The 13,615-nt window shown below is 39.3% G+C and carries 12 protein-coding genes; 5 read left to right on the top strand and 7 right to left on the bottom strand.

Annotated elements, in window-relative coordinates; translation table 11 throughout:
• The first annotated feature begins 15 nt into the window (after window positions 1-15).
• Window positions 16-1,548, top strand: a complete 1,533-nt coding sequence (locus P3L44_RS16335; protein WP_140171571.1) for a methyl-accepting chemotaxis protein — start codon at window positions 16-18, stop codon at window positions 1,546-1,548.
• A 70-nt stretch (window positions 1,549-1,618) separates the two neighbouring features.
• On the opposite strand, the gene tsaD is transcribed toward P3L44_RS16335, so the two are convergent.
• Entirely contained in the window at window positions 1,619-2,638 is a 1,020-nt protein-coding gene (gene tsaD, locus P3L44_RS16340; protein ID WP_094961091.1) for a tRNA (adenosine(37)-N6)-threonylcarbamoyltransferase complex transferase subunit TsaD, read from the bottom strand.
• Between the two features lie 330 nt (window positions 2,639-2,968).
• Between tsaD and rpsU the strand changes: the two genes are divergently transcribed.
• The 3 genes from rpsU (at window position 2,969) to rpoD (ending at window position 7,141) form a co-directional block, all read left to right on the top strand.
• Window positions 2,969-3,184, top strand: coding sequence for a 30S ribosomal protein S21 (gene rpsU, locus P3L44_RS16345; RefSeq protein ID WP_001144069.1), 216 nt, complete (start codon window positions 2,969-2,971; stop codon window positions 3,182-3,184).
• A gap of 170 nt (window positions 3,185-3,354) precedes the next feature.
• A complete protein-coding gene (gene dnaG / locus P3L44_RS16350) occupies window positions 3,355-5,100 on the top strand; it encodes a DNA primase (RefSeq protein ID WP_110591259.1) in 1,746 nt (581 codons plus the stop codon).
• Between the two features lie 106 nt (window positions 5,101-5,206).
• The gene (rpoD, locus tag P3L44_RS16355; protein WP_071585863.1) at window positions 5,207-7,141 is read left to right on the top strand and encodes an RNA polymerase sigma factor RpoD; all 1,935 of its coding nucleotides are present in this window, start codon (window positions 5,207-5,209) and stop codon (window positions 7,139-7,141) included.
• Between the two features lie 70 nt (window positions 7,142-7,211).
• Here the strand turns inward: rpoD and P3L44_RS16360 are convergent, their stop codons facing one another.
• On the bottom strand, window positions 7,212-7,604 hold the full coding sequence (locus P3L44_RS16360) for a hypothetical protein (RefSeq protein WP_112307504.1): 393 nt from the start codon (window positions 7,602-7,604) through the stop codon (window positions 7,212-7,214).
• Entirely contained in the window at window positions 7,605-8,936 is a 1,332-nt protein-coding gene (locus P3L44_RS16365) for an MFS transporter (RefSeq protein WP_272661609.1), read from the bottom strand.
• A 99-nt stretch (window positions 8,937-9,035) separates the two neighbouring features.
• Here P3L44_RS16365 and P3L44_RS16370 point away from each other — a divergent pair, with 99 nt between their 5' ends.
• On the top strand, window positions 9,036-9,935 hold the full coding sequence (locus P3L44_RS16370) for a LysR family transcriptional regulator (protein WP_272661608.1): 900 nt from the start codon (window positions 9,036-9,038) through the stop codon (window positions 9,933-9,935).
• 112 nt (window positions 9,936-10,047) lie between these two features.
• On the opposite strand, the gene P3L44_RS16375 is transcribed toward P3L44_RS16370, so the two are convergent.
• The 4 genes from P3L44_RS16375 to P3L44_RS16390 all read right to left on the bottom strand — a co-directional run bounded on the left by P3L44_RS16375 (window position 10,048) and on the right by P3L44_RS16390 (window position 13,600).
• On the bottom strand, window positions 10,048-10,347 hold the full coding sequence (locus tag P3L44_RS16375) for an HdeA/HdeB family chaperone (protein ID WP_036958008.1): 300 nt from the start codon (window positions 10,345-10,347) through the stop codon (window positions 10,048-10,050).
• Window positions 10,348-10,579: 232 nt separating this feature from the next.
• A complete protein-coding gene (locus P3L44_RS16380) occupies window positions 10,580-11,875 on the bottom strand; it encodes an MFS transporter (RefSeq protein WP_140171568.1) in 1,296 nt (431 codons plus the stop codon).
• Window positions 11,876-11,968: 93 nt separating this feature from the next.
• The gene (locus P3L44_RS16385; RefSeq protein ID WP_140171567.1) at window positions 11,969-12,430 is read right to left on the bottom strand and encodes a RidA family protein; all 462 of its coding nucleotides are present in this window, start codon (window positions 12,428-12,430) and stop codon (window positions 11,969-11,971) included.
• Between the two features lie 9 nt (window positions 12,431-12,439).
• Window positions 12,440-13,600, bottom strand: a complete 1,161-nt coding sequence (locus P3L44_RS16390; RefSeq protein ID WP_140171566.1) for a M20 family metallopeptidase — start codon at window positions 13,598-13,600, stop codon at window positions 12,440-12,442.
• Window positions 13,601-13,615: the final 15 nt, after the last annotated feature.

The raw sequence follows: 13,615 nt of genomic DNA on the forward strand, positions 1-13,615 counted from the left end.
ATAATGGTATTTATAATGAGCAGAACCCCTTATATCACTCAAAACGAATATGTATTAGATGAAAATATCACCTTGATGACAACCAGCGATTTGCAAGGAAATATTGTCCACGCTAATGATTTCTTTGTACAGGTTAGTGGTTATGAATTAGATGAGTTATTAACACGTCCACACAATATTATCCGCCATCCGGATATGCCCAAGGAAGCTTTTGCCGACATGTGGGCAACACTTAAAAAAGGAGAGCCTTGGACTGGTATTGTGAAAAATCGTCGCAAAAATGGCGACCATTACTGGGTTCGAGCCAATATCATTCCAATGGAACGAAAAGGGGCTATTACAGGCTATATGTCTATTCGGACACGCGCAACACGTGAAGAAATTGCTACGGTAGAACCCATCTATGACGCAATGAATGAAAATAAAAGCCAACGAAAAATTTTTAAGGGAATTGTGCTTTCTAAAAAAATGCCATTTCACTTTTCAACATATTCAACGCGTTCGCGTATCCGGCTAATCATGAGTTTGTTATTTATTCTTTGGCTCATCATGGCAAGCTTCATTCCCCAGCCAATCGCACCTCTTATGATGATGAGCGCCTGTACATTTATCACGTTACTAGTCGGTAATGTGGTATTTGAAAAAATGCTAGCAGCGCCATTGGAAAACATCACCAAACAAGCACTTGGTATTGCACGAGGAAATCGACATAGCGTTAACCATATGCAGCGCACAGATGAAATTGGCTTAATATTACGTTCTATCGGGCAGCTTGGGCTAATCTGCCGTTGGTTAATCAAAGATGTCTCCGAACAAGTTGATAACGTTCGCAAAGGCAGTGAATCTTTGGTTTCTGACTGTCGTGAATTAGATACTCACACTCAGCTAACCGTCGGCTATATGCAACAAACCGTTGCAACAATGAACCAAATGGCTGTTTCCGTAAAAATGAATGCTGATAACACGATTCAAGTTGATCAGCTTTCCAATACCACCAGCGAAACTGCAGTAAGTGGAGGTGCCATGATGGAAGCTGTTGTTGATACCATGAATGAAATTGTCAGTAGTACCAGCAAAATCAATTCCATCACTGATGTGATTAAAAGCATTGCATTTCAAACTAATATACTCGCGTTAAATGCGGCGGTAGAAGCCGCGCGTGCAGGTGAGCAAGGCAAAGGCTTTGCTGTGGTTGCCAATGAGGTCCGTAGCCTTGCAAGCCGCAGTGCAAGCGCAGTGAATGATATTCGCGAATTAATTAATGATTGTGAAAAGAAAGTCAATTCAGGAAAAAACCAAGTCCATACAGCCGGAGATACCATGAAAGAGATTGTTGACCAAATACAAAATGTCACACAATTGATCACCCATATTAGCCAAGCGACCTCTGAACAAGCGGCTGGTATCGCAGACATTACCCAAGCAGTCAGTGAGCTCGAAACCATCACACAACAAAGTACATTACTGGTAGAGCAAAGCACAGAGACATCAACGATGGTAAAAGCACGCTCAAGCCAACTTGAAGATGCTGTTGTTGTTTTACATTAATATCTAATTGAATAGCAAAAGGGCTGTCATCCAGCCCTTTTTACAAAAAATATGAATTCATTAACAATGATTATTTTTCTAAGGGTGGTAATTCAGCCAAAGGCCAGCGCGGACGAACTGTTACACCAAGTCCTGCCGTTGTTCCACCTTTAAGACGAATAAGCCCCGCTAACGCAATCATCGCTCCGTTATCTGTACAAAACTCAGGGCGCGCATAAAAAACTTCACCACCGCGCTGTTTGAGGACGTCTTCCATTTTAGCTCTGAGAGCACGATTAGCACTAACGCCGCCGGCCATCACCAAGCGTTTAAAACCAGTTTGCTCCAATGCACGTTTGCATTTAATCGCAAGCGTATCTACCACCGCATCTTCAAAGGCTCTCGCAATATCTGCACGGGTTTGGTCATCATCCGCATTTTCACGAATGGTATTGGCTGCAAAGGTTTTTAACCCTGAGAAGCTGAAATCCAGCCCTGGTCTGTCGGTCATTGGACGAGGAAAAACAAAGCGACCTGCTGTGCCTTGCTCTGCCATTCGAGATAACACAGGGCCTCCAGGGTAGTCTAAGCCTAATAATTTAGCTGTTTTATCAAACGCTTCACCTGCCGCGTCATCGATGGACTCGCCAAGTAGCTCATACTCACCAATTCCCGTCACACTGATAAGCTGGGTATGCCCACCTGAAACCAGTAACGCAACAAAAGGGAATTCAGGGCTTTTCTCTTCTAACATCGGTGCCAATAAATGGCCTTCCATATGGTGAACGGCCACGGCAGGAACATTCCATGCAAAAGCTAATGAACGCCCAACAGTTGCACCAACCATTAAAGCCCCCACCAAACCAGGGCCCGCAGTGTAAGCTACGGCGTCGATGTCTTCACTGGTTAAATTGGCTTCTTTCAACGCCGCTTGAATTAACGGCACTGTTTTACGAATATGATCACGTGAAGCCAGTTCAGGCACGACACCACCGTAGTCTGCATGAACTTTAATTTGGCTGTATAATTGATTGGCTAATAAGCCACGCTCATCATCATAGATTGCGATACCAGTTTCATCGCAAGAGGTTTCGATACCTAAAACACGCATTGCACTACCCTTGTTTATTGCATAACCGCAAGTCTATCACTATTTTCGTTCAATCGCGTAATTAATGTTGTCAAAAGGCTGACTTTCCTAACTGTATAGTCTATAATCAGCCCCCTGTAATAAAAAATTTCGTGTGGCTAATTCTCATTATTATCTGGTTTTGTTTGCTTTTTCATCAAATGAACTGCAAATCAGGTAATCTTGTGTGATTCAATTTTATACGGCACTTTACAAACCCGTACTCATTGAAGTAAAATTCCGCACCATTTTAAATGAAGGCTGGTGAATCAGTACCAGCAACAAACCGATTTCTATTGAGGTGAGAGGCACATGCCGGTAATTAAAGTACGTGAAAACGAGCCATTCGACGTTGCACTGCGTCGTTTCAAACGTTCCTGTGAAAAAGCAGGTGTTTTAGCTGAAGTTCGTCGTCGTGAATTCTATGAAAAACCAACGACTGAACGTAAACGCGCTAAAGCATCAGCTGTAAAGCGTCACGCTAAGAAACTGGCTCGCGAAAACGCACGCCGTACTCGTCTGTACTAATTGTTTGCGGTGAAAACCGCATTCATTGCAGACGATAGCTAATACAAAACTTTAGTTTCTCTCGTAGTCACTCAGTTTTTGTAGTAGTAAATAGCTAAGCAGTTAAAGGCCGTGCTTTCCACAAGGAAGCGCGGCTTATTATCGTTCATCAACAGGCGAAAAAGAGGCTTATGGCTGGACGAATTCCGCGTTCATTTATCAATGACTTGTTAGCAAGAACCGACATCATTGATTTAGTCGATGCAAAAGTCCCGTTAAAAAAACAGGGTAAAAACCATCACGCTTGTTGTCCGTTCCATAATGAAAAAACGCCTTCTTTTACTGTAAATGGTGAAAGGCAATTTTATTACTGTTTTGGTTGTGGTGCGCATGGCAATGCCATCGATTTTTTGATGAATTACGACAAACTCGATTTTGTCGAAGCTATCGAAGAATTATCTGCACTACACGGCCTTGATGTCCCATATGAAAAAGGAACGGGTTCAAGCCAAATAGAACTTCATCAACGGCAAAATTTATATCAGTTGATGGAAAAAATTAATCAATTTTACTGTGCTGCCTTAAGTCATCCTTCTGCTAATAAAGCGAAAGATTATTTAAGCCAACGTGGTTTAAGCACTGAAATTATAGAGCATTTTTCGATTGGCTTCGCCCCTGCGGGCTGGGACAACTTGCTCAAAAAGTTTGCTGTAAACCCAGAAAGTCGCAAACAGCTTGATGATGCTGGCATGTTAGTGACAAATGATAATGGCCGAGTCTATGACCGCTTTAGAGAGCGAGTCATGTTCCCAATTCGGGATAGGCGCGGTCGTGTGATTGCCTTCGGTGGACGCGTATTAGGAGATGCACTCCCTAAATACTTAAACTCCCCTGAAACCGATATTTTCCATAAGGGTCGCCAGTTATTTGGCCTTTATGAAGCAACACAAAACAGTAATGAATTATCAAAATTACTGGTAGTTGAAGGTTATATGGACGTTGTTGCACTTGCTCAGTACGATATCCGCTATGCGGTTGCTTCACTGGGTACATCAACAACCTCAGAACATATTCAGTTACTTTATCGTTCAACAGATACGGTTATTTGTTGCTATGATGGTGACCGCGCTGGCCGAGAAGCGGCATGGCGAGCACTTGAAACAGCCCTACCTTATCTGACGGACGGCCGTCAATTGCGTTTTATGTTTTTACCAGACGGCGAAGACCCAGATTCATTAGTACGTAAAGAAGGCAAAGACGCTTTTGAGCAACGCATGAAGGATGCTCAAACCCTTTCTGCTTTTTTATTTGATTCACTTGTGCCACAGGTAGATTTAAAAACGCAAGAAGGGAAAGCAAAATTTAGTAAACTAGCTATCCCTTTGATTAAGCAAATACCTGGTGAAACGCTGCGCCTTTATATGGCACAAGAGCTAGGAAATTTTATTGGTATACCGGATATTTCTCAAGTTCTTGCTATGATTGATAGAGAGAGCACAGAACAAGTTAACTATCAGGCTCCCAAATTAAAACCAACCACAATGCGAATACTTATCGCGCTGTTGGTACAGAATCCGAACTTTTCGGAGCTTGTTCCCTCATTAGAGGGAATTGCCCATATTCAAATGCCGGGGCTTTCTCTATTTCAGGAATTGGTTGATGTCTGCCGTTCCACCCCCGGAATGTCAACTGGGCAGTTGCTAGAGCGTTATCGTGATAATAAATTTGCGAAACAGCTTGAAAAACTGGCAACGTGGAACGATATAGAAATAGAGGAGATAGCGGAAAATACTTTTATAGATGCCTTAAACCATCTATTTAATAGCGCACTCGACGAACGTTTCGACTATTTGATAGCAAAAGAACGAACTGAAGGGCTGACCCCAGAAGAGCGCGAAGAAGTCCGCTTAATCACTCTTTCCAGAGTGAAAACATAATCTAACCCAAAACAGAATTAATATTTTAAACGGCTTAAGTGCCGATAAACACAAGGCAAATGCCTGTAAAATGCTACGAAAATAAAGGGCGTAGCGAATAATAAATATTCCCTTTGTATGTTCTTGTTGGCCGAATGTTTCGCCGACCGACACCAATCTAAATACTCAGAAGTGTGGATACCGTCTTATGGAGCAAAACCCGCAGTCGCAGCTTAAGCTACTCGTAACCAAGGGTAAAGAGCAAGGTTACTTAACCTATGCTGAGGTCAACGACCATCTGCCGGAAGATATCGTCGATTCAGATCAAATCGAAGATATCATTCAGATGATTAATGACATGGGCATCCAGGTCATGGAAGAAGCACCTGATGCCGATGATTTAATTTTGGCTGAAAATACTTCCGATACTGATGAAGATGCAGCAGAAGCCGCTGCACAAGTGCTGTCCAGTGTTGAAAGTGAAATTGGCCGTACAACCGACCCTGTTCGCATGTATATGCGTGAAATGGGAACCGTCGAGCTTCTCACTCGAGAAGGCGAAATCGACATTGCAAAACGTATCGAGGATGGTATTAATCAGGTTCAGTGCTCTGTTGCTGAATATCCTGAGGCTATCACTTATCTTCTTGAGCAATATGACCGTGTTGAAGCAGGAGAAAGCCGTTTATCTGATTTAATTACTGGCTTTGTTGACCCTAACGCGGAAGAAGATCTTGCACCAACAGCGACTCACGTTGGCTCTGAATTACCACAAGAAGAGCTTGATAAAGACGATGACGAAGACGAAGAAGATGAAGACGGCGATGACAGCGATAGCGATGACGATAACAGCATCGATCCTGAATTAGCACGTCAAAAATTCTCTGATCTTCGTGAGCAATATGAAAAAACGCGTCAACATATTAAACAATATGGCCGTAGTGATGCGAAAACGGCTGCCGCTATCGAGCAGCTTTCCGAAGTATTTAAAGAATTCCGTTTAGTTCCTAAGCAATTTGACTATCTGGTCAATAACATGCGTGAAATGATGGACAGAGTTCGCTTACAAGAGCGTACCATCATGAAACTATGTGTTGAGCAGTGTAAGATGCCGAAGAAAAACTTCATTACTTTATTCAGTGGTAATGAGACCAGTGAAACTTGGTTAACTGCTGCAAAAGCAATGAACAAGCCTTGGTCAGAAAAACTGCTTGAAGTTGAAGAAGAAATTCTGCGTTGCCTACAAAGACTGCGTCAAATTGAAGAAGAAACGGGTCTGACTATCGAACAAGTTAAAGATATCAACCGTCGTATGTCTATCGGTGAAGCGAAAGCACGCCGTGCGAAGAAAGAGATGGTTGAAGCAAACTTACGTCTGGTAATTTCTATCGCTAAGAAATACACCAACCGTGGCTTGCAGTTCCTTGACCTGATTCAAGAAGGTAACATCGGTCTGATGAAAGCCGTTGATAAGTTTGAATATCGCCGTGGTTATAAGTTCTCAACTTATGCAACTTGGTGGATCCGTCAAGCTATCACGCGTTCAATTGCTGACCAAGCACGTACTATTCGTATCCCGGTTCACATGATTGAAACTATCAACAAACTGAACCGTATCTCTCGCCAAATGCTGCAAGAAATGGGCCGTGAGCCATCGCCAGAAGAACTGGCAGAACGCATGCTAATGCCGGAAGATAAAATTCGTAAAGTACTGAAGATTGCTAAAGAACCTATCTCTATGGAAACCCCTATCGGTGATGATGAAGATTCACATTTAGGTGATTTTATTGAAGATACAACTTTAGAGCTGCCTTTAGACTCAGCAACGTCAGAAAGCTTACGCTCTGCAACTCACGAAGTGTTAGCAGGCTTAACCGCCCGTGAAGCAAAAGTGCTACGCATGCGTTTTGGTATCGACATGAATACTGACCACACCCTTGAGGAAGTTGGTAAACAGTTTGATGTTACCCGTGAGCGTATCCGTCAGATCGAAGCAAAAGCGTTACGTAAATTACGTCACCCAAGCCGCTCAGAAGTTCTGCGCAGCTTCCTTGACGAATAATTGATTTATTTATATCTAAAAACACCTGCTCCGGCAGGTGTTTTTTTATGGTCACTAAAACCATGGAAAGCTACACTACCGGTGTTTCATGCAAATAAACCCAAACACACTTTTCGAGTTCGACCCTGATACATGCAGTCGAAATTCTTAGCGACTCAATACCATTTATTTGCTGTTTTTCTTGATACTGAACCCAGCAATAGCCATTGTCTTCGCGCAATGGAATCAGATTAATACACTCTGTAGAAAATGATGTTCTAGCCCCTACATTCTGACTAAATAACTGAGTCACTGCATTTAATCCAATACAATGGCCTTGTGTGGTAACCATTTTGAAGTTGTCATCGAAGCTGGCTAATAACGGCGCCAAACTTTTATTACCACGACGCCCTGTAAAAATATCCTCAATAAGAATATGTAAATCCACCACGCTTTGCTGCGCTCTTTCCATTGTTTCACTCATTTATTTTTCCTTGATCACTGAAATTAATGAAAGTAACCCGAGTATTGATGCAATAAGAAACGTAAATTGATAACGGAATAAATCACTCGAGAAAGTCATTAAGCTAAATATAGAAATAAATACGACTGCACCAACACTAAATGCGACTTGTCGATTAATATTCCATAACACGCTACCTTGAAGTAAATCTTTGTCTTTGAAATCCATCAACGAGCTAATTTGTGCAGTATTGGCGCTCAACCCTCCGCCCATCCCCATCAATAAATAAGCGATTATCAATAAACTGAGCTGGCTGGAAGATGAGACCCAATAAAGCAGAAAAACACCAAAGCTATGTAATGTAATACCAATAATAAATAATCGTTTTTTTCCTATCTGTAAGTAAAGACGTCCACCAGTTAACATTGATATTACCGCCCCCAATGCATATAGCACCATAAATAGCCCGGTTTTTGCTGCACTGAACCCTATGTTCTCTTGTAGATTAAAAATATTGAGTAAATTGACTCCCGTAAAAATACCGGGAACAGCATAGTAAACAATAAAAGCATTACGCAGATTGCTATTTTTCAATAACTGAAAATTTAAAATAGGTTCTCGACATTTTTGGGCATATTTAATGTAAACAATAAATACGAATACAGAAGTAAAAAAGCTCGCCAAAGCCAATAGCAAATTGTGATAATCATTATAAAAAGAGAATGATAATAATAGGCTTAACAAACTTAAACTCACCATTATTAGCCCCAAAATATCTGGCTTTTCTCTTATTTTTTTCCCATCATTTTTTATCCATATCCAAGCGAGTACTGCCGTTAGTAATGAGAAAGGTAAATTAGAATAAAAGACCCAATGCCAAGACAAAGAATCAATAATTAGGCCGCCAATTGCAGGTGAAAATGCGGGAGCAATTAACGCGACTGTCATAATCAATGTTGATATACGCTGACGATCATTATTTGGAAATAATGCGAAAACTAACGCCTGACCTACCGGAATTAATAACCCTCCCGCAGCCCCTTGGATAAAGCGCCAAAAAATTAAGCTATATATTGAATCACTGCTTCCACTGAGCCAAGCTGCAATAGAAAAAAGTAGCATGGAATAACACAGTAATTTTTGGTTACCTAACCTACCTGCTAACCATAAGCTGATTGGCATCACCAGAACTAAACCTAAAATATAGGCATTGGCAACCCAAGCCACTTGAGATTGACTTGCTGAAAATGATGCAGCAATGTCAGGTAATGCTATCGCTGACATAAAAATATTAATACAATCAATAAAGAAACCGAGCAAAAATACTGTGGCAATTTTGTATCGATAAGTCATGGACTTCCTCCGGTGGCAAAGAATAGGTTTAAGTACTTTCTTTGTCGATACAAGGGAGGTAACATGATTGTTTAATAAAAAAGAACAATCGTTATCATTATGCAAAGAAATCTTAAAAAGATTATCAGTTTTCTACAGGTTGTTGATTCGGGTTCATTCACTAAAGCCGCAGATATTTTAGGGCTAAGTCGCTCTATGGTTAGTGTCGATATCAAACAATTAGAAGCTCAGCTTAATGTAAGCTTGCTAACACGAAACACGCGAAATATTGCATTAACAGAGGTAGGAAAACATTTTTATGACGACTTTAAACGTATTCAAAATCAAATAGATGAAGCATTCGAAAAAAGCCAAAATTTAGGAACGACTATTGCTGGTTTGCTACGTTTTTCATCAACGAGTGAATTTGGCCAACGTTTTATTTTGCCGCTACTCCCTGAATTTTGCCGCCTTTATCCTAAGTTAAGGTTACAATATTCATTTAACTCATCATTAGATGACCTGATCACAGAAAAACTCGATTTATCTATTCGATTAGGTAATTTAAAAAATTCATCTCTTAAAATGAAAAAACTGGGTGAATATGAGATTTACTTAGTCTCCTCTCCTGAATTTCTAAAAAAATACCCAATCAAACAACTCACTGATTTAGCAAATGTCCCATGGATTAACCATGCGCTATTAAACTGGCAAGATCCTCAATATTTTTTACAGAATTCAAAAAATGAAAAATATTACTTACCTTTAATTAAAAACCAATATGAGTCTAATTCTGCGGCCGTTATTCACCATATGGTGCTAGCCTCTTTAGGTATTGCTATCTGCCCTGCTTGGATGGTTGACGACGACTTGCAGCATGAACGTTTAGTTCATGTGTTACCCGAATACCGTTTACCGAAACAAAATATTCAATTACTTTATCCAAATACTTTTGTTTTACCGGCTAAGACACGTGCATTTATCGATTTTTTAGTCGATAAATTAGCTGTAAATAAATAAAGATATATCGATTCAATGTTTCTAAAGTGTAGTTTCTAATCTACCACAGTATAAAAACTCATTTTTCTCATTGTTAATGGCTATTATGCCCTCCATGGCATAATAGTTAGCATTATTTCTTAGATGCTAAATAATCTTGCAGAGTGCCTTCCGGTTTTTTCTTACAAAACTCAACAATCTGAGGGACCTCAGCAACACTTTGCTCTGTTAGCGCAACATAATCTCCACCTTTAAATTGCGTTTCTTGGTTTGTTACCCATAACGCAACAGGTGCCCAGCTTTGAGGATCTAAATTAATAAATTGCTGGCAAGTCATATTCTCAGGTGTAACCGTATTTTTGTCTGCTGCCATTGAGTTAAATGAAATTGTAGATACAGCAAATAATACACTAGATATAATAACCTTTCTCATTTTAAACTCCTTTGGAAAATTAAAAACATATAATCATGTGGCTGGTTATTATTAGCATATTATTTATGAGAATTACATATTCCAATTTTGATGATTAAATTTATACTGAATTAAAGAATCGAATAACAAACAATAAAAACAATCAATTACAAACAATGACCTAATTAGAGCATCAATATAAGATTTGTTTTTTATAGAAAAGCCACTTATAAAAAGTGGCCATAAAATTTAACTATACTACTTTTACTTCCATCTCTGCAGGGTCTTTAATTGGTTTATTAACAAAGAAGAAATAAACCAATGATGCAAGGAATGCGACCGTTGCACAAACAACAAGAGCTAAGGTAAATGAATGTGTTTGGTCAATAATAATACCGGTAATAATCGGAGCAAATGACCCTCCAATAAAACCACCGAAATTTTGAATACCACTCACTGAGGTAATTAAACGAGAAGGCACTGAAACTAAAATCAATCCCCAAGCAGAAGTCCCTGCAAAGTGAATAGAAAACAAGGCCATACTAATACAAGCAACAGCTGAAAATGTGCTGTCAGTATAAGCAGCAGGTAGTGTAAATATGGCAGCAAATAATAAGCCTAAGCAAATCATCCATTTACGACTTTTCATTTTGTCAGCACCACGTTTCACCACATAGTCTGCAACAACACCATTTACGAGCATTCCAAGCGCACCAAATAAAAAGGGTATTGCGGCAACCCAGCCAGTTTTTTCTAGACTTAAACCTCTGGAGTTTTCAAGATAAGCGGGCAACCATGTTAGATATAGCCAAACCATATAACCCACACCATTAAACCCAATAATCATTCCCCATAAAGAACGTTGTTTAAATAATGATGCCCATTCTTTGAAAGAAACTTTATTCGTTGAAGATGGTGGAGCTCCGTCATTTAAATAGTTTAATTCATCATCTGTTAATTCTAATTGTTCACGATTACGATAGAAAATAAACCAAAGTATAGACAGAATAATCCCACTAATACCGATAATAATAAACATTGTACGCCAGCCAAAAGCTAACATTAATGCAATGAGCAAAGGTGGAGCCAGCGCTTGAGCTAACGTAGAGGACATATTAACAATCCCCATAGGTAACCCTCGTTCACGAATATTATACCAATCATTAACGACTTTAACGCCTGTAGGTAAATGTGGGGCTTCACCAATACCTAAAATAACTCGCGCAATAATTAAATGGGTAAATGAAGATAATAGCCCTGTAACCGTTTGTGCTAACGACCATAAAAACAAACCAAAGCCATAAATCTTTTTAACTCCAAAGCGCTCCATTACCATACCTATAGGTAATTGGCATAACGCATAGCCAAATGAAAATACTGATAACAGTAATCCCATTTGGGTTGCACTAAATCCTAATTCTTTACTTATTGTAGAGTTAGCAATAGAGAGTGATGCTCTATCTAAAAAGTTAATGATACCTGCTATCAACAAAAATGTAAGCGCAATAAGCTGCCAGCGCTTTAGTCTTTTACTCGCATGTAGTGACATAATTAAGTACCTTTAAGACGTAACAGGACCCTGCGGAATAATATTTACTCCGCAGATTTATTTTATTAATAATCTTTAGTTGTTATCTATTATTTACGATTTTAGCTTTAATATTAATTCTATTTCCACTGGCGTATCAAAAGGCAATGTATTCGTACCTATTGCTGAACGTGCGTGCTTACCTTTATCACCGAGTATTTCAATTAAAAAATCTGAAGCTCCATTCATGACTTGTGGCTGATTTTTAAAATTATCAGTGCTTTGTACAAAGCCCAATAATTTTATACATTCATCAATTTTATCTAAATCTCCTAAATAGGCTTTTAACGAGGAAAATATATTAACAATACACTGTTTTGCTGCTTCTTGGCCTTGCTCGACTGTTAATTCTTTACCTAACGTACCGCTATAAATTAATACACCATCTTTTTGACAATCATGGCCTGATGTATAAAGTAAATCACCATACTGCTTAATAGATACATATGAAAACTTTGGTGCCTCTGGTGTGGCAAGTTTAATTCCTTTTTCTTCTAATTTCTTCTCAATATTCATTCAATTTTCCTATTTATTCAGCAATGTATTTGCCATGTCATAATAAATTTCAGCCGCAAGATATAACTCTTTTATTTCAACAAACTCATCTTTAACATGAGCTTGAGCTAGTCCCCCAGGCCCCATAATAAGTGTAGGAATCTGGCTGGTAACCGAGAAAAAAGGCGCCTCACATGTCGCTTCAAATATTTCAGGTAGCGCTGTTTTTTCTGTGAAACGGCTCACTGTATCTAATGCAACTTTAGTTAATTCGTGATCCGCTGGGATATCTGAAGCGGGAATAAATAAGTAATTATCTAAGTGATAATCTATCTCTTCACCTTTATTATATTGCGCGATAGCTTGATGTAATCTCGCTTCTATTTCTTGTTTTTCTTCCCCTGGAACGAGTCTTCTATCTATTTCAATATCACAATGCTGAGGAACAATATTCGGAGCTATGCCACCATTAATAGTGGTTATAATCATTGAAGCACTACCTAATAGTGGATGACTAATTTCCTCAACAGAAGCGCGATGTTGTTCTATAGCAGGTAGTATTTTAGACATCTTAGAAATTGCACTATCAGGATAACGAGTTTTTGCTGCATGGCCTGCAGTGCCTTTAGTACTTAAATTATAGCGGCTAACGCCTTTATGTGCGATGCATACACCAAGAGAAGTTGGCTCACCAATAATGGCATAATCTGCAGAAATTCCATCTTTAATATAATGCAGCATGCCAAGATTAATTCTCTCCTCATCCACATTAAATCCTAAAGTTAAATTACCTGAAAATGTATCTTGATTACGTTTTAATAATGTTGCCGTATACATCATTGCAGCAACACCAGATTTCATATCTGCAGCCCCTCTCCCAAAAACCTTTCCATCTTTAATCACAGGGTCGAATGGCTCGGTACTCCAACCACAACCACAAGGCACAACATCTATATGACCGTTAAATAATAAATGTTTACCTTTTCCTGAACCTTTTAAATGTGCAATAACATTTGGACGACCAGGAGCTACCTCTTGCATTTCAACATCAATATTTTCTTGTTTAAAATAGTGATATATAAATTCAGCAACTTGTTGCTCTTCCCCTGGCGGGTTTTCGGATTTATGCCGAATTAAGGCACAAAGAAGCTCTAGCAACTCATGTTGTTGCTGTTCATTTAATTTATACATTTTATTCTCCGATAT

It is taken from the genome of Providencia sp. PROV175 (genome assembly GCF_032707045.1).
Lineage (GTDB): Bacteria > Pseudomonadota > Gammaproteobacteria > Enterobacterales > Enterobacteriaceae > Providencia > Providencia hangzhouensis.

Bases quoted from the DNA above. Each gene is read 5' to 3' on its own strand.
- P3L44_RS16365 (WP_272661609.1), bottom strand. From the start codon at position 8,936: ATGACTTATCGATACAAAATTGCCACAGTATTTTTGCTCGGTTTCTTT.
- P3L44_RS16390 (WP_140171566.1), bottom strand. From the start codon at position 13,600: ATGTATAAATTAAATGAACAGCAACAACATGAGTTGCTAGAGCTTCTT.
- tsaD (WP_094961091.1), bottom strand. From the start codon at position 2,638: ATGCGTGTTTTAGGTATCGAAACCTCTTGCGATGAAACTGGTATCGCA.
- P3L44_RS16380 (WP_140171568.1), bottom strand. From the start codon at position 11,875: ATGTCACTACATGCGAGTAAAAGACTAAAGCGCTGGCAGCTTATTGCG.
- P3L44_RS16335 (WP_140171571.1), top strand. From the start codon at position 16: ATGAGCAGAACCCCTTATATCACTCAAAACGAATATGTATTAGATGAA.
- rpsU (WP_001144069.1), top strand. From the start codon at position 2,969: ATGCCGGTAATTAAAGTACGTGAAAACGAGCCATTCGACGTTGCACTG.
- P3L44_RS16360 (WP_112307504.1), bottom strand. From the start codon at position 7,604: ATGAGTGAAACAATGGAAAGAGCGCAGCAAAGCGTGGTGGATTTACAT.
- dnaG (WP_110591259.1), top strand. From the start codon at position 3,355: ATGGCTGGACGAATTCCGCGTTCATTTATCAATGACTTGTTAGCAAGA.
- P3L44_RS16370 (WP_272661608.1), top strand. From the start codon at position 9,036: ATGCAAAGAAATCTTAAAAAGATTATCAGTTTTCTACAGGTTGTTGAT.
- P3L44_RS16375 (WP_036958008.1), bottom strand. From the start codon at position 10,347: ATGAGAAAGGTTATTATATCTAGTGTATTATTTGCTGTATCTACAATT.
- P3L44_RS16385 (WP_140171567.1), bottom strand. From the start codon at position 12,430: ATGAATATTGAGAAGAAATTAGAAGAAAAAGGAATTAAACTTGCCACA.